The sequence below is a fragment of the Pseudoalteromonas sp. MMG024 genome, from assembly GCF_021654175.1.
Taxonomy (GTDB): domain Bacteria; phylum Pseudomonadota; class Gammaproteobacteria; order Enterobacterales; family Alteromonadaceae; genus Pseudoalteromonas.
In genome coordinates, this window is sequence record NZ_JAKFZO010000005.1 from 190,059 (window position 1) to 207,280 (window position 17,222).

Here is a 17,222-nt window from a genome sequence, read left to right on the forward strand (position 1 = left end):
CTTTTGCCTTATAAAGCTGCTTCCTGCGTTTCTTGTTGGTGATTTTTAATAAATAACGGCGTTGGTTTTTGCGACTTAATATCGAGCGTTACGATTTGTTTTTCTCGATATTGTGCCCACTTTAATGCGCGTTCAATGTCGCCATCTTGATTGACCGTTAGATCACCTGTTAGGCCTGTTAATGTTTTGCCCGGCACCATTTGTAGTTGGCGCAATTGCGGAATTAACTTAACCGCATCAAAACCCATGGCGAACAACTGTTGCTCTAAGGTTGTGTGCTCAGGCCAGATTTGATCAAATTCACTGCGTAAAGACTGTTGTTCGCCTGTTAATGGCAGCATCCAGGGAATTTCTGAAAAATACAAACCGGCTAAGTCTTTTTTATCGGTTTTATCGGATTTAATATCGTGGCTACGCGAGCTGGCAAAAATAGGAATACGCTTAGCAAAGGTTGAAATATTCACATCAAAAGACGGTTTCAGCAGTCGCGTTTGCGCGGCATCGGCAATAATATAAATCGCATCAATATCGCGGCGAGAGCGTGTTTCTTCATGCAGCTTACCTCTGAACATTAGGCTGATTTCTCTAATGCGCTTTTTACTCTTGTCGACTTCAAGTAGCTCTTGCACCAGCTTTTGCATATCACGCTTGTTTGCATAAAAACCTACTTCCGGCTCATTATCAGAAAATTCCAACCATTGGTTGGTGAAATGGTTGGCTAATCGTTTACCTAAGCGATTGCCCGGTGCAATAACAAGTGGCTTTTTAAACTCTTTATTTACAAAGTGGTAAACCGCTTGGGTTACTTCATGTTCAGGATTAAGTGCAAAGGCAAAGTGATCAATTGACTCAAGTGCCTGTGGTGTGGTGTTAAGGTACATTGCAGGGTAAGCATCGAGCGTACCCGCTTGTTGTAACTTATCAATGTTTTCTTTTAAAAGTGGGCCAATAACAAAATCAGGCGCAAGTTCATTTAGTTGCTCTGCAATTTGTTCTGCGCTCAATGCTGAATTAATAAAGTGCAATTCTCGGTCAGGGTGTTTTTCTGATGCCGCTAAAATGCCAGCCTTTAATGATTGCGATAATGCTTTTTGTTTACTTTGATTGCTTGGCAAAATAATTGCGATGCGGTTCACATTAATTGGTTGCACATCGATAATCTGCTGCATGTTATCAGGTAGAGCAAAGCTTGCCGGGTGGTTTGAATAGGCATAATTCCACTTATTTAGCGCGGCTTGTAATGAGGTTGCATCGCCAATATAAAGCTGGGTATAAAGTGCCAAGCTAACCCATCCTCGTTGAATACTGCTACCTGAGTTAAGTGTTTCAAGCTGTTTAATGGAAAGTTGGTTTAACACCTGCCACAGTGCTTTATTTACTTTGTCGGCCTTAAAGTCGTGTTTATTTGCGGTTTCTGACGCGCGAATTAAATACGGTGTCGCTTGATGAGGCAAAGCTTGAGCTGAGTATATATTGCCGTAAATTTCTTGGTGTAGAAAAAAATGCATTGGGGATGTGAGTTTGGCATTGAGCGACTCAAGCGTTTCTAATGCCGTGTGATAATCTTTTTGCTGGGTGTAAGCCAAGGCAATATAAAGCTGATTACGCACACTATCTGGGCCACCCGATTCGATTAATTGTTCGCAAATGGTAATAACAAGCTGCCAGTTTTGCTCTTCAATCGCACGGTCGCGTGCAGTATAAAGCAACTGAATCTTATCAAAATCACGTTTAGATAAGGCTTTTTGATATAAATCTTGTGCGCTTAGATCGACCTCAACAGCGGGTTTGGCTTTTACCGTTTCAACAACCGGTGTTTTTTCGGTTGTACTACACGCTGATAACAAGGAAAATATAGCTGTTAACCCTAATAGTTTTAGTCGCACGCTGATCTCAGTATTTTTCTATCCAATTAGGTCATATATTACAAACTGTTGTAGGAGAGCTCAATGGCAAATAGCCAGAAACCAACCGATTTAGGAACATCAAATCACCAAAGCGCTAAAGGGCAGTTATTTGTAGTAGCAACACCCATTGGTAATTTAGAGGATATTACGCAACGAGCACTAAGCGTTTTATCAAGTGTTGATATTATTGCAGCAGAAGACACGCGCCATACCAACAAGCTGTTAAGCCACTTTTCAATTAAAGCAAAAGTGATTGCGGTACATGATCATAATGAAAAGCAAAAAGCGAGCGAGCTACTCGATTGGTTGGAGCAAGGATTAAATGTGGCGCTTGTATCGGATGCAGGCACGCCGCTGATTAGCGATCCTGGTTATGCAGTGGTTAATTTATGTCGTGAAAAAGGCGCAAAAGTAAGCCCAATTCCAGGAGCATGTGCTGCAATTGCTGCAGTTTCATGTTCTGGCCTAGCGACAGATCGTTTTCAATTTATTGGTTTTACGCCAGCTAAAAGCAAAGCGCGCCAAGAGTTCTTTATTGATGCATTCAATTCAGGTATGACAAGTATTATGTACGAAAGTACACACCGTATTATGGCCAGTTTAGATGACTTAAAACTCGCGCTTGGTGATGAGCAAAAAGTAGTGTTGGCAAAAGAGTTAACGAAAAGCTTTGAAACTTTCTTTAGTGGCACAGTGGTGGAATTAATCGATTTCTTAACGGAAGACACTGCACGGCAGAAAGGGGAAATTGTGTTAATGTTGCCTGGAAAACAAGCGGATAAAAATGCAATATCACCTGAAGCAATAAAACTGATTCAATTGCTACAAGCAGAAATGCCACTGAAAAAGGCTTGTGGTATTGCCGCAGAGTATTTAGATTTAAAGAAAAACGCGCTGTATAAAGCAATGCTCGAACTGGAGTAAAAACACATATTCACATGTAAAGCGCATTAACCGTGCGCTTTTAAATATTAAACAGCAATAGATTAAGGAAGATAGATGTTTAAAAAAGCACTCGCATATTCATGCGCACTCTTACCATTGGTTGCTATGGCCGGCTCAGATGGCTTAGTCGTGGCAAAAAACGATAGCGCCAAAACTCTTAGCAGTGCGCAATATGCGTACGTGCCTACTGTAATAATGATGGACAATGAAGGTAAAAAATCCGTTGAAATTACAGGTCAATATAAGTCTTATGTTCAAGAACAAAAAAATCAGCCTAGCATCAGTTACTCGCATTACCTTGAAGAATTAGCAAATAACCTAATTGCAGACGGTTTTACGATTGCCACAAAATGCCTCACAGATTGCAGTACAAAACCTTACCGGAAAACCGTTGAAAATAGCTTTCGCTATAACAATATTTACCAAGTGGGTTATTCAAATGTTAGAAAAAGTCGCTTTGGTTATCTTTCTGCGATAAAAGGAGAGGAGGGCAGTCGTCAAGCGATACAAGTGTTTGCACAAAATGATTATCGAGATGCATTAAAGTATGCCTATGAGCAGATTGTTGAAACGAAAATGCCAGATATTGGTATATCTATTGATAGCAATTTTGAAATACAATCGCTCGATTTTTCGAATTTAAAAGCGCCAAAAAAAGATGCCAAAGGTAGTACTGACCACCCAATGATAGAGCGCTTCCCTGGCAGTTATATTATTCATTCAGCGGTTAATGATTTCGAGTCTTACCCTTTAATAATTGGCCCGTATAAAAAATCGATACCGACTAAAAAAGTAAGCGGTAAAATTACTACGATTAACTACAGTATCGACAAAAATGTTGGCCCCTACGCAGTGCATCAGAATTACATTAATGCATTACAAAAAGCAGGGTTCAATTTAATTTATGAGTGCAGTGCAGCAGATTGTGGTAACTATATTCTTCGCGATAACCTTGAAAAAACAATTCATGCCAAGAATCACCGTTCAGACATTTATAATATAACCCGCGAGAGTCATTACTATTTATTCAGTGCTGAAAAAGTAACACCTCAAGGTAAGATTTACATAACCATGTATAGCACTCAAAAACGCGCTCAATTTAATGTAGACATGGTGGTTGATATTATTGAAGAACGTGCAATGAGCCAAGTTGCACTTAATATTGATAGCGATACCCTAAGCAAGCAAATTCAAGCGACAGGCAGCGTGTCTTTGTATGGCATCGAATTTGATTTTGATAAGCACACACTAAAAGCTAGTTCGGATAAGCAACTAGCAGAAATTGCAGACTTTTTGAAAAACTCGAAGCAAGTATCTTTATATGTGGTGGGACACACAGATAACAAAGGACAATATGGTTACAATCATGATTTGTCTAAACGCCGTGCTGCAGAGGTGGTTAATACGCTGATATCAAACTACAAAATTGATAAGCAACGTTTGACGCCTGTAGGTGTAGGCCCAGTTGCGCCAAAAGCAGCAAACGATACCGAGTCGAATATGCAGCAAAATAGACGTGTTGAACTAGTTTTAAAATCGCCGCAGTTTCTTTGATCTAAGATGAATGGTTTTGCGGGGGCGCTAATAAAACTAGCCGCAGACGTTAAAATCCGTATAATGGCGCCCTGAGTCAGCCAGATAATCGCTGCTTTATCGTTGTATCTTCGGATATACGGGTAAAGGGGAGGAAAGTCCGGGCTCCACAGGGCAGGGTGCCAGCTAACGGCTGGGAGGCGCGAGCCTACGACAAGTGCAGCAGAGAGAAGACCGCCAACTTCGGTTGGTAAGGGTGAAAGGGTGCGGTAAGAGCGCACCGGGCCACTGGTAACAGTTGGTTGCAAGGTAAACTCCACCCGGAGCAAGACCAAATAGGGTTCCATCTTTATTTATAAAGAACGTGTGGCCCACATCGGAACCGGGTAGGTTGCTTGAGCCTTGGAGCGATCCAAGGCCTAGACGAATGATTATCCACGACAGAACCCGGCTTATGGCTAGCTCAGAAATTTTAGTAACCGCTTGATTTGCTTATGTAGATCAAGCGGTTCGCTAAAATTATCCATCATCAAATCACATTTCCATGTACCCTTTGGTACACGGCTCGCAGCTTCAAAACTCAATTCACAAGACAAAATTTAACTCGTTATAAATTCCTAAGGTATTGATTTAGGTACTTCTTTTCGCCTGATACACTTTTCACTAACAGTTTGATTTTAAAGTTCAAAAGCACAATTTCGTGGTACATGGCTTTGGTACACGGTGCTTTAATTTTTATTGGTTAGTGAGGTGAATATGCAGGCCGTAGTTGGTTGCCAATATTTATATTGCCGTAAGGCCACTTATTACCTTAGGGTTAAAATACCTAAGCGCCTTGGAATGAGGGAAATAAGGATGTGCCTTAGGACACACAAACTCGAGGTGGCCTTGGTATTGATGGAGCGCCTCAAGCCATTAATTTTACAGCTAAAAGGGCTTGTTATTCATTCAAGGACGTTAGACACTAGCTTAATAAGCCAACAGCTAAACCAGATAAAAAACGCCATGCAAAAGCAGTTAACCATAGCCGATATAGATCCATTGATAGCCAAACTAGAGCTGGGCTTTAGTGATGGTGGCCATGCTGTTAATGCCTTGAGTGATAAATCGATACTGGAACTGGATAGCAGATTCAAAGAATTGTTTATCTACATGGCGGAAACTGATTCTAATGAAGAGCGAGTAAACCGATTTGCTGAGATTATTAAAGGTTTGCCTGAAGGTGAGAGGTGGTCTTTCCTAGAGTCAATGTCCTCGGTGATAAAGCTGTTTACAAGATGCAACAGTTTATTAAATTAGACGCTATAGTAGATATAGAATTTATTCACGATAATTCCCAAAGTTCTACCATAAGGGGATTACGTAAACAGTAACTTTAACTTGCCTTTTACATCGTCAATTGAAATAGGCTTCGAAATATACTCATTCATGCCTGCTGCTAAGCACTTTTCTTTATCACCTTCCATCGCATTGGCAGTCATCGCAATAATGGTTGTGTGCTGGTGTTGTTCACCACATTGGTTTTGTCGTATGGCATTAGTTGCTTGGTAACCATCCATTTCCGGCATTTGAATATCCATAAAAATTACGTCGTACGGTGTTGATTGTGCTTTTAGCTTATTCACTGCATCAAGGCCGTTTTCAGCAATCTCACAAGTTAGCTTGAGCTTAGACAAAATACCTTTTGCAACCATTTGGTTTACTTTATTATCTTCAACTAACAACGCATTAAGTTGTGGTAACTCCTTGCTGGTAGGCTGAACCTTGGTGTTATTTAGTTCATTAATGTAGTGGCGTGTTAACAGTGGTTCAGCGTGTTTTAACGGTTCGCCATTATCAACTATAATCTGTAAAGCCGCGCGCAGATCTGCACTGGTCGCAGGTTTTGGAAAATAGCCATCAAAGCCAATCTTTGCAAAATGTTTAGCATCGCCTTTATGTTGCATTGAGGTCATCATAATCAACTTAATAGCAGCCAGTTGGTTATCTGCTTTTAGCTCTTTAGCCAGCATTTCACCACTCATTATTGGCATTTGCATATCAAGTATCGCTACATCAAATAACGTTTCGCTCGCTTTGAGTGTATTACATCGCGCTAAGGCTTCTTGCCCGTTTGAAAACGTAGTGACCTTGGCGCCCCAGTTTTTAAGCTGCTTTGCTAATATTTCACAGTTAGTTTCATTATCATCGACAACTAAAATATTTAATCCACTTATTGCTACATTAGGCTGAGAAAGCGAGCTTTGATTTGCCTTTTTAATACGTAAATTACAAACAAATTCGCTGCCTTTGTTTGTGGCACTGGTCAAGCTAATATCGCCATCCATGTGATTACATAATCGCTTTACGATAGCTAAACCAAGCCCGGTGCCGCCATAATTACGTGTGGTTGAAGAATCTTCTTGGCTGAATAGCTCAAATACATGTTGGTGTTTTTCTTTGGAAATACCAATGCCAGTATCTTTTACCGCTAAGGTGAGACGCCAATAGTGTTCACTGTCATCGCATAGAGCTGCACTCACAATGATTTCGCCTTGGTGAGTAAATTTAATGGCATTGCCGATTAAGTTACTCAGAATTTGGCGAATTCGTCCGGGATCGCCTATTACGAAATGCTCATTTAAATTGACCGTATCTAAAATAAGCTCAAGTTGTTTTTGCTCTGCGCGAGTAGCAAATAACTCAACAAGCTCAGAAAGTAACAGGTGTAAATCAAATTGAATTTGCTCCAGCTCCAGTTTATCTGCTTCTATTTTTGAAAAATCGAGAATATCGTTAATCAGATTTAAAAGAGAATTTGCACTGTTTTTGGCGATAGTTAAGCGGTGTGTTTGCTCGTCATTGAGTGGACTGTCTTGCATTAATTCGAGCATACCAATAACGCCATTCATTGGCGTACGAATTTCATGGCTCATACTAGCTAAAAATTCATCTTTGGCTACCATGGCTGCTTCTGCATTCACTTTGGCTTTAGTAAGTGCTAACTCATTTCTAACGCGTTCGGTTATATCGTAGTTTACACCGATCATATTGGAAACTTGCCCGTTGCCATCGAGCTTATTAATTGCAGACGCTTTAATATAGCGTGTTTCACCTGCTGGTGTGATAATTCTAAATTCAGTATCAAATTTAGAATTGGTTTCTAATGCGTGTGCGAGTGCGGCAACAGCGTCGGCTTTGTCATCGGGATGCAACCCGTTTTCCCACGCTTCATATGCACCGATAAATTGATCATCATCTATGCCGTACAACTTAAACATCCACGTATCCCAAGTTAATGCTTGGGTTTGTACGTTGTAGTCCCAAATACCAATGCCTGCGGAATCAGCGGCAAGTGCCATGCGCTCGTTTTTATCTTGAATTTCGAGTTCAGCTTGTTTCGACTGATGAATATCGAGGTGTGTGCCGATCATCCGTTTTGGCGAACCATCGGCATGCCATTCAACTATTTTTCCGGTGTCGAGTACCCAAACCCATTCGCCGTTTTTATGTTTCATACGGGTTTCACAGCTATAGTGTTCGTCTTCTCCCTGCCAGTGACGCTGTAATTGCTGTTCTGCTTTAGCTAAATCATCGGGGTGTAGCAAGCTCATCCAAGTATCAACTGAGGTGGGTGCTAATTCATCAAGCGTATAGCCAATCATGGTCGCCCAGCGATCATTAAAGGTGGTTTTTCCGCTATCAACGTCCCAATCCCAAATACCCACGCTTGTAGATTGCAGCACAAACTGCAAGCGCTGGTTAGTATCGGTTAAATTATCTCGTGCTAAAACTCGGTCGGTAATATCTTGGAATGAACCAAATACACGTAGGCATTGGCCATTTAGCATTTCTGGTTGAGCGCGTGCCGCAACCCATTTCTCGTTGCCTTTAGCTGTGATTATTTGAAGCTCTTCTTGGAATGGGGTGCCATGCTCTATTGCGTTTGCCATTAATTGTGCGATGCGCTCACGGTTTTCGCCAGGCTTGTAGTAGTCAATGGCTGTTTCAACTTGTGGCTCAAAGTTGTGACTGACTTCGTGGATTTTCTTGGTCATATGTGACCAATACAATGAATTGTTCGTTACATTATATTCCCATGCACCAATGAGCGCTTGTTCACTCATTTCTTCCATTAATTGACGTTGTGAAAGCAATTTGTTTTGTTGCGCTGCGCGCGTTAACTCAAAGCCAATCCAGTGAGCAAATAGCCGAATCAATTCGAGATCGCTATTAGTAAATGGGTGCGATGATGCATCAGGGCTTGAAAAGTTTAGTGTGCCAAAGCGCTTGCCATCGACAAAAATAGGGCAGCCAATATAACTTTCCAGGCCAAAGTTTAAGTAACAAGGATGCGTTGCAATTTCACTTTTTGCTACGTGGTGAAATGCAATTGCTTGGTCAGCATTAAAGGTGTGAAAGCAGTAGGTATTCTCAAAATCAAATTGATCACTTGGTGAAATTTCGTTATTTGGGCTTTTTGCGTACAGCACTTTATAGTTGTTTGAAATTTCACTTACTATGCCAAGCGGTAGCTGAAAAATATCACAACCGAGCGCTAGCATGGCATTCATTTTATCATCAAGGTTCGCATTGATATCACTGGTTATTTCGTGCAGGCGTTTAAACGCTAACTCGGCATGTTTTTGCTCAGTAATATCGTTTTGAATAATAATTGAGGTGTCTTTTTGCGCGTCATTACTGCGCAGCGGCACTATGGTGGTGCTAAACCAATAAAAACGCCCATCTTTAGCTTTATTGCATAGTTCGCCATGCCATACCGTGTGTTTTGTGATGGCATCGGTTATTTCTTGATAAAGGGCGTCATCATGGTAATAACTTCTGAGCGTACGTGTTGAGTGGCCAATAATCTCATTTTGCTCATAACCATAAAAATGTGTGAACATTTTATTGCAGTACAAGATGTTCGTTTGGTTATCAACTCGCAAAACTGCAGAATGTTTATTGATTGCGAACTCAAAATCAGATGCGCGATTACGCTGCGTTAGCAGTTTAGAGTAGGTGTCTGCAAGCCAAGATTGCGTTGGTTTCAGTAGCGCAAAAGCAAGCCCGAGCAGGCATAGCAGGGAGCCAATCCAAGTAATATAAATCAGTTCATTCTGTTGTTGTTTATCAAGTATTACGGCGTTTTCAAATTCACTTACAACTTGGTCTAACTGGGAGAGTATTTGGTCGGTTTTATCTGTGGTAAACAAGCTGTTTTGTGAGGTTGAAAGCGCTGTTCCTCGCGAGAGAGATAACGCAGCGTTCGCGTAGGCTTCAAGGGTTACTTGCAGCTGATTATCAGCAAAGTAAATTTGTTTAATTTGTTGTTGAGCATATTGGTCAAATAGCTCAAGTTGTTTGAGTAGCTGTGTTTGATTACTTAGTAGTTTTTCTGCGGCCTTCGCTAGCTGCTGTTGATGGTATTGGGTTGGCTCTCGTTGCACTAATAAGGCAATACGTTGCGACAACATTCGTTGCTCGCCGGCACTGTTAACAATACTGGCATAGCTTTCTTGCTGCTGTTGCTGCAGGGTAATAATTAAAAACGCACATGAAATGAGCACCGCAATTGCAAAAAGCGCCGTTTTATAACGTTTGGAAAAGTTAGTAAGTAAAGACTCCGTGCTAAGCATTCAACTTCCTGAGGCGGTGCTATTGTATTTAGAACCTTAAATATTGCACTAAATGGCGCGTCTTGCCAGCGCAAAATGATTAAAAACAGGTGGTTACTTCAGATTTAAGTGCCTTTACTATTTTTTATTTAAACCTGAAGTTAGTTAATCGATATTTAGCTCTTTAAGTTTACGGGTTAGGGTATTACGCCCCCAACCAATTAAGTGCGCGGCATCTTGCTTGTGGCCATTGCTGTGTTTAAGCGCACTTTTAATAATTTGGCTTTCAATTTTGTTTTGTATATCCGGCCAGATATTGTGTTTACCTTGTTTTAGCTCGTTTTCAAACCACAGTTGAAATTGCTGTTGCCAGTTTGAATCATGACTATTGTCACTGTGGCTTATTTTTTCGGTAATTTCGCTTGGCAAATCTTCAACACTAATCAGCTGACCTGGGGTCATAACCGTGAGCCAACGGCAGGTATTTTCGAGCTGGCGCACATTGCCAGGCCATGCAAATTCCATCATTTTATTGGCTGCTTCTTTAGACAGGATTTTGCTATCGACTTTGAGCTCTTTGGCACTGCGACTTAAAAAGTAGTTGGCTAATTTTTCAATATCGACGCTGCGTTCGCGCAGTGGCGGCAGTTTTAAGCGAACTACATTTAAGCGGTGAAATAAGTCTTCTCGGAATTTGCCTTCTCGGGCCAGTTTTTCGAGGTTTTGGTGGGTTGCGGCAATAATGCGTACATCCACTTTAATGCTTTGATGGCCACCGACACGATAAAACTCACCGTCGGCCAGTACGCGTAGCAAACGAGTTTGCACATCAAGCGGCATATCACCTATTTCATCTAAAAACAGTGTACCGCCATTAGCTTGTTCAAAGCGGCCTTTACGCACGCTATCGGCACCGGTAAATGCCCCTTTTTCATGACCAAATAGCTCTGACTCAACTAAGTCTTTTGGAATTGCCGCCATATTGAGCGCAATAAAGGTTTTTTCGCGGCGTGGACTGTGATTATGCAGCGCGCCTGCAACCAGCTCTTTACCCGTACCGGATTCACCGTTGATAAGTACGCTCATGCTCGATGCGCTGAGTTTGCCTATGGCTCTAAATACTTCCTGCATGGCAGGCGCTTCACCAATAATATCGGGGGCTTTTTTCTCGACTTTTTTCGGCTTTACCTTAACGCGTGTGTTGGCGCGACATGCGCTTTCAACAAGTGAAACAGCTTCATTTAAATCAAATGGCTTTGCTAAATACTCAAATGCCCCTTTTTGGAAAGCCTGTACAGCAGAATCAAGATCGGAGTGGGCGGTCATAATAATTACCGGCAAGCCCGGATTTTGCTCAACAATATTTTCAAGCAATGACATGCCATCTTGGCCTGGCATGCGCACATCTGAAATCAGTACGGTTGGTTGATCGTATTCAAGCGCAGAGGCTGCCGCTTCTGCACTGGCGAATGATTCGGTATTAAAACCCGCACGCTTAAGTGCTTTTTCTAGTACAAAGCGAATCGAAGCGTCATCGTCAACTAACCAAACGGTTTTCATTATGGCTTCTCCATAGACAGGGGTAGATAAATATTAAATTCGGTATGGCCTGGCCAACTATCACATTCAATATAGCCTTGATGTTGGTCAATAAGTGTTTGTGCTATGGCTAGCCCTAAACCTGAGCCGCCGTCTTTGTTGGTGACCATAGGAAAAAAGAGGGTTTCTTTTAGCGCTTCATCAATGCCCGGGCCGTTGTCGATAACTTGAATGATGAGTGCATTTTTAAATGCTTTATTATGCAAGCGTACATGATGTTTAACGCGGGTTTTTAACGTTATAGTACCAAGCTCTGCCAGTTTATTGAGCGCATGTTGCGCATTTTTAACGATGTTGAGCAGTACTTGCTGAACTTTACCGTTATCGATAAATACATCGGGAATGCTTGGATCGTAATCTTTAACGAGCTTTATTTTATGTTGATTGTCTAACAGGCTTAGTTTTATCACTGACTCTAAGGTTTGGTGAATGTTTATCCACTCTTTGTTTGGTAGCTGGTTTGGCCCAAGTAGTCGGTCAACAAGCTCAGTGAGACGATCGGCTTGTTCGATAATCAAGTTGGCGCATTGTTCGCGTTCTTGTTGGTCGCTTTCATATTGCAGTAACTGTGCTGCACCGCGAATTCCGCCTAGCGGATTTTTAATTTCATGGGCGAGGCCACGGATTAAATTACGCGCTGCACTTTGTTGGTGCATTTGGTGTGAGGCCTGATCATGCTTGAGCTCTTGGTTAAGTGAACGGCATTCAAGCAGCATTAAAAGCTGGTTATCTAATTTGACGCGACGCGCAGAAAGTCTAATGGTTGCATGTCGACCATCGTTAAATACCACATTGGCGCGATGTTGAACGCAGTCGTTACCACTGAGAAACGTATTTTCTAAGATCTTATGCAAATCAATCGAGTGATAATGAAATAGTTGTTTAAAATTGGTTGTGACAATGCGTTTGGTACTGATGCCAAATAATTCGCTTGCGCTGGTATTTGCGTAGTGAAGTTTAAAGTCACCATCGACTAACAATACACAGCTTGTGAGATTTTCTAGTAGTTTAATGTAGCTGGATAAGTCTTTAAGCATCATTGCACCATTTTAGTGCGCTATTTTAATTAAAATCAATGTAAATTGATGTTTAATTAGAAAAAGCAAGAAGCGTTCCGCAATGAGCTTATTTAGAGAGTTATTTTGCGATACTGCTTGCGCGGTGCATAAAGAAGGTGATTTGCTCGCTGGTCGCAACAGCATTACCTTTTTCATCAAATAGTTGCGCTTGAATTGTATGTGCGCCGCGGTCCACATTACGCATTACAAAAACCGATTTGGATTGCGGTGGAGTGTTACGTTTGCCATTAAACAATAGCTGTGCTTTATATTTGGGATTAAAGCTTGGTGTTATTCTAATAGAAACATGGAGAGAGCCAGTGTTATCACGAATTGTTTCTTCATGACTTGGCGATACAATCTCAACACCGTATTCTATTTTTTTATTGGGGTCATCCGGTTTATCAAAGATAGATGTATCCGCTTTTTTCATGCTGGTTGTTTTATCGTCAGCTAAAGAGATCACTTTTGCACCCGGACGTTTCGTATCTGAGAATACTAAAACACCGTTTTCATCGCGCCACATATAAATTTCTTTCGCAGCGACGTTTGTTACCGGCAGTAACATGATAAAAATTAAAAGTGATAGCAGCGCGCTTCTAAAAGCCACATCAGCTCCTTGCTTAGATATGTTGTTTTTATTTTAGTACTGAACGGAAAAATTCGCCTGTTTTACAGAAAAACTAGCTACAAAATACCCAGCGAAACAATATGATAAGGTTCAGATAGTATAAATGTATAATATATATATTCATTTTTCCACAAAAAAAGCCCGCAGAACGGGCTTAGGAACACACATTGAAACAATAAATTGATTCTGGAAGGCGTGAAATTATTACACGCTGTAGTACATTTCAAACTCAACTGGGTGAGTTGTACTGTTTAATCTTTCTACTTCTTGACTCTTAAGATTGATGTATGCATCGATTAAGTCGTCAGTGAATACGCCGCCTTGAGTTAAGAATTCACGGTCAGCATCAAGTGCTGCAAGGGCTTCGTCTAATGAAGCTGCAACAGTTGGGATTTCAGCGGCTTCTTCAGCTGGTAGATCGTATAGATCTTTATCCATTGCTTCACCTGGGTGGATCTTATTTTTAATACCGTCAAGGCCAGCCATTAACATTGCTGAGAATGCTAAGTATGGGTTAGCTGTCGGATCTGGGAAGCGAACTTCGATACGACGTGCTTTTGCTGATGGTACAACTGGAATACGAATTGATGCAGAACGGTTACGTGCAGAGTATGCAAGCATTACCGGAGCTTCAAAACCAGGTACTAGACGCTTGTATGAGTTAGTTGACGCGTTCGCAAATGCATTGATTGCGCGAGCGTGCTTGATAATACCGCCGATGTAGTAAAGTGCTTCTTCAGAAAGACCGCCGTACTTGTCACCAGCGAAGATGTTTTGACCATCTTTAGCAAGTGATTGGTGACAGTGCATACCTGAACCGTTATCACCAACAATTGGCTTAGGCATAAATGTAGCCGTTTTACCGTAAAGGTGAGCCATGTTGTGAATAACGTATTTCATTTCTTGAATTTCGTCCGCTTTGATTACCATTGTATTGAAGCGAGTTGCAATTTCGTTTTGACCAGCTGTCGCTACTTCATGGTGGTGAGCTTCAACAACTTGACCTAATTCTTCTAGCACTAGACAAGTAGCTGAACGCCAGTCTTGTGATGAATCTACTGGTGCTACTGGGAAGTAACCGCCTTTAACACCTGGACGGTGGCCAGAGTTGCCGCCTTCGTAGTCTTTGTCTGAGTTCCATGACGCTTCTTCAGCATCGATTTTGTACATAGAACCAGACATATCAGTTTTGTACTTAACATCGTCAAATAGGAAGAATTCTGGCTCAGGACCGAAAAGTACAGTATCTGCGATACCAGTTGAACGCATGTATTCTTCTGCGCGTTTAGCAACAGAACGAGGGTCGCGCTCATAACCTTGTAGTGTTGAAGGCTCTACTACGTCACAACGTACAATTAGTGTTGCTTCTTCAGCAAAAGGGTCTAGTTTAGCTGAATCTGCATCTGGCATTAATACCATGTCTGATTCGTTAATGCCTTTCCAACCCGCAATTGAAGAACCATCGAACATTTTACCATCTTCAAAGAAATCTTCGTCAGCTTGGTGATGAGGAATAGAAACGTGCTGCTCTTTACCTTTTGTATCTGTAAAACGTAGGTCAACAAACTTAACGTCGTTTTCCTTGATAAACTGTAAAACCGTGTGTGACATATAGTCCTCCAACCGTGTGTTGTTTTTAATTGTGAAATCGCTGTTTATAAAGCGGCTTTTGTGCCAGTTTTATAACTTAATGAATATTAATGATTTTTAGTAAATTAAATTTACTCTGCACCATTTTGATGCACCAAAAAGATCCTTGCTTGCACTGATATGGTGCGCGATAAAGTCTAGAAAACACGGCTAAAATCGCAAGGCCAAAATCGATTTTTTAAAATAAACCAGTAATGTGACAAAAATATCGCAAAAATCAGCTATTTTTATTCTGTCTAAACTTTCATCTGTCACAGTAATAGGGGATAATATGCCACTTTTTTGCAGGCGCAGACCCTTTTTAGGTCATCATTAAGATGATATAAAAGGTGTTTAGCTTAGATTTTTAGCGGGCTTTGATGGGTATTGTGCCTATTAGATAATCCGTAGCTTCTATCCAGAGCACTAACTTGAGTAAAAATATGAGTATCGAAAAATTACGTAATATTGCGATTATCGCGCACGTTGACCACGGTAAAACAACACTAGTTGATAAGCTACTTGAGCAATCAGGTACATTAGAAACACGTGGCGGTAATGAAGAACGTGTAATGGATTCAAATGATATCGAGAAAGAGCGCGGTATTACAATCCTAGCTAAAAATACAGCAATCGAGTGGAATGATTACCACATTAATATCGTGGACACTCCGGGACACGCCGACTTCGGTGGTGAAGTAGAACGTGTTCTTTCAATGGTTGATTCAGTATTACTACTTGTTGATGCACAAGAAGGTCCAATGCCACAAACGCGTTTCGTAACGCAAAAAGCATTTGCATTAGGTCTTAAGCCTATCGTTGTTATCAACAAAATCGACAAGCCAGGTGCACGTCCTGATTGGGTTATGGACCAAGTATTCGATCTTTTCGATAACTTAGGCGCAACTGATGACCAGTTAGACTTCCAAGTTATTTACGCGTCAGCAATCAATGGTTGGGCAACGTTAGATCTAGACTCACCATCAGAAAACATGCAACCTATGTTTGAAGCAATTGTTGATCAAGTAGAAAAGCCAGATGCCGATCCTGAAGGCGCATTCCAAATGCAAATTTCACAGCTTGACTACAACTCATACATTGGTGTTATCGGTGTAGGTCGTATTAAGCGTGGTACGGTTAAAGTTAACCAGCAAGTAACAATTGTTGGTGCTGATGGTTCTAAGCGTAACGGTAAAGTAGGCCAGGTACTTACTTATTTAGGTCTTGATCGTCACGAAGCTGAACAAGCGCAAGCTGGCGACATCATCGCAATTACAGGTTTGGGTGAGCTTAAAATCTCAGACACAGTATGTGATGTAAACCAAGTTGAAGCACTTCCTGCACTTTCTGTTGATGAACCAACAGTAACTATGACGTTCTCTGTAAATACTTCACCTTTCTCAGGTCAAGAAGGTAAGTTCGTTACTTCACGTAACATTCTTGAGCGTTTACAAGCTGAACTAGTTCACAACGTAGCATTACGTGTTGAAGAAACAGATAACCCAGATAGCTTCCGCGTATCAGGTCGTGGTGAACTTCACCTAGGTATTTTAATCGAGAACATGCGTCGTGAAGGTTACGAACTTGCAGTATCTCGTCCAGAAGTAATCCTTCGTGAAGTAGATGGTCAGTTAGAAGAACCATACGAAACAGTAACAGTTGACGTTGAAGAAGAGCACCAAGGTTCTATCATGGAACAACTTGGTCTGCGTAAAGCTGAAATGACTGATATGGCACCAGATGGTAAAGGCCGTATTCGTATGGACTTCATGATGCCTTCACGTGGTCTAATCGGTTTCCAAACTGACTTTATGACACTAACGTCTGGTTCAGGTTTAATGTACCACACGTTTGATCACTACGGCCCTCACAAAGGCGGTAACATTGGTCAGCGTAAGAACGGTGTACTTATTGCTAACGCAACAGGTAAAGCGCTTACTAACGCACTATTCAACCTACAAGACCGCGGTAAACTATTTATCGGTCACGGTGTAGAAGTATACGAAGGTATGATCATCGGTATTCACGCTCGTGATAACGACCTTACAGTTAACGCGCTTAAAGGTAAGCAACTTACTAACGTTCGTGCATCAGGTACTGATGAAGCGCAAAACCTTGTACCACCAATCATTATGTCTCTTGAGCAAGCGCTTGAGTTTATTGATGACGATGAACTAGTAGAAGTAACGCCTGAAAGCATTCGTATTCGTAAGAAACTTCTTACTGAAAGCGAGCGCAAGCGTGCTAGCCGCGAATCGAAAAAAGCCTAATAGCGATTTCGTTTTGTAATAAAAAAACCAGCCTCGGCTGGTTTTTTTTATGT

Annotated in this window: 10 protein-coding genes and 1 other RNA gene; 5 read left to right on the top strand and 6 right to left on the bottom strand. The window is 41.4% G+C overall.

Features of this window, described 5'->3' with window-relative positions:
• Positions 1–8: 8 nt before the first annotated feature.
• The gene (locus L1068_RS06735) at positions 9–1,886 is read right to left on the bottom strand and encodes a penicillin-binding protein activator (protein WP_237129599.1); all 1,878 of its coding nucleotides are present in this window, start codon (positions 1,884–1,886) and stop codon (positions 9–11) included.
• A 63-nt stretch (positions 1,887–1,949) separates the two neighbouring features.
• On the opposite strand from L1068_RS06735, the gene rsmI reads away from it, so the two are divergent.
• From rsmI to L1068_RS06755, 4 genes are all read left to right on the top strand, one after another.
• Positions 1,950–2,831, top strand: coding sequence for a 16S rRNA (cytidine(1402)-2'-O)-methyltransferase (gene rsmI / locus L1068_RS06740; protein WP_237129600.1), 882 nt, complete (start codon positions 1,950–1,952; stop codon positions 2,829–2,831).
• A 75-nt stretch (positions 2,832–2,906) separates the two neighbouring features.
• A complete protein-coding gene (locus tag L1068_RS06745) occupies positions 2,907–4,406 on the top strand; it encodes an OmpA family protein (protein WP_237129601.1) in 1,500 nt (499 codons plus the stop codon).
• A 72-nt stretch (positions 4,407–4,478) separates the two neighbouring features.
• An RNA gene (rnpB, locus tag L1068_RS06750) (RNase P RNA component class A) lies at positions 4,479–4,855 on the top strand.
• Positions 4,856–5,141: 286 nt separating this feature from the next.
• Positions 5,142–5,684, top strand: a complete 543-nt coding sequence (locus L1068_RS06755; RefSeq protein WP_343221878.1) for a DUF6538 domain-containing protein — start codon at positions 5,142–5,144, stop codon at positions 5,682–5,684.
• A gap of 59 nt (positions 5,685–5,743) precedes the next feature.
• Here L1068_RS06755 and L1068_RS06760 read toward each other — a convergent pair whose 3' ends face one another.
• The 5 genes from L1068_RS06760 to glnA all read right to left on the bottom strand — a co-directional run bounded on the left by L1068_RS06760 (position 5,744) and on the right by glnA (position 14,881).
• Positions 5,744–10,003, bottom strand: coding sequence for a PAS domain-containing protein (locus tag L1068_RS06760; protein ID WP_237129603.1), 4,260 nt, complete (start codon positions 10,001–10,003; stop codon positions 5,744–5,746).
• A gap of 144 nt (positions 10,004–10,147) precedes the next feature.
• The gene (glnG, locus tag L1068_RS06765) at positions 10,148–11,542 is read right to left on the bottom strand and encodes a nitrogen regulation protein NR(I) (RefSeq protein ID WP_138629432.1); all 1,395 of its coding nucleotides are present in this window, start codon (positions 11,540–11,542) and stop codon (positions 10,148–10,150) included.
• A complete protein-coding gene (gene glnL, locus L1068_RS06770; RefSeq protein ID WP_237129604.1) occupies positions 11,542–12,618 on the bottom strand; it encodes a nitrogen regulation protein NR(II) in 1,077 nt (358 codons plus the stop codon). Before glnL ends, glnG begins: the two co-directional genes overlap by 1 nt.
• Positions 12,619–12,718: 100 nt before the next feature.
• Positions 12,719–13,249 (bottom strand): DUF4124 domain-containing protein, encoded by a 531-nt coding sequence (locus L1068_RS06775; protein WP_237129605.1) that lies wholly within the window; start codon positions 13,247–13,249, stop codon positions 12,719–12,721.
• 225 nt (positions 13,250–13,474) lie between these two features.
• Positions 13,475–14,881 carry a glutamate--ammonia ligase gene (gene glnA, locus L1068_RS06780; RefSeq protein ID WP_237129606.1) on the bottom strand — a complete coding sequence of 469 codons (1,407 nt, stop codon included), beginning with the start codon at positions 14,879–14,881 and terminating at the stop codon, positions 13,475–13,477.
• 461 nt (positions 14,882–15,342) lie between these two features.
• Between glnA and typA the strand changes: the two genes are divergently transcribed.
• Positions 15,343–17,169, top strand: coding sequence for a translational GTPase TypA (gene typA, locus L1068_RS06785; protein ID WP_237129607.1), 1,827 nt, complete (start codon positions 15,343–15,345; stop codon positions 17,167–17,169).
• The last annotated feature ends 53 nt before the right edge of the window (positions 17,170–17,222 follow it).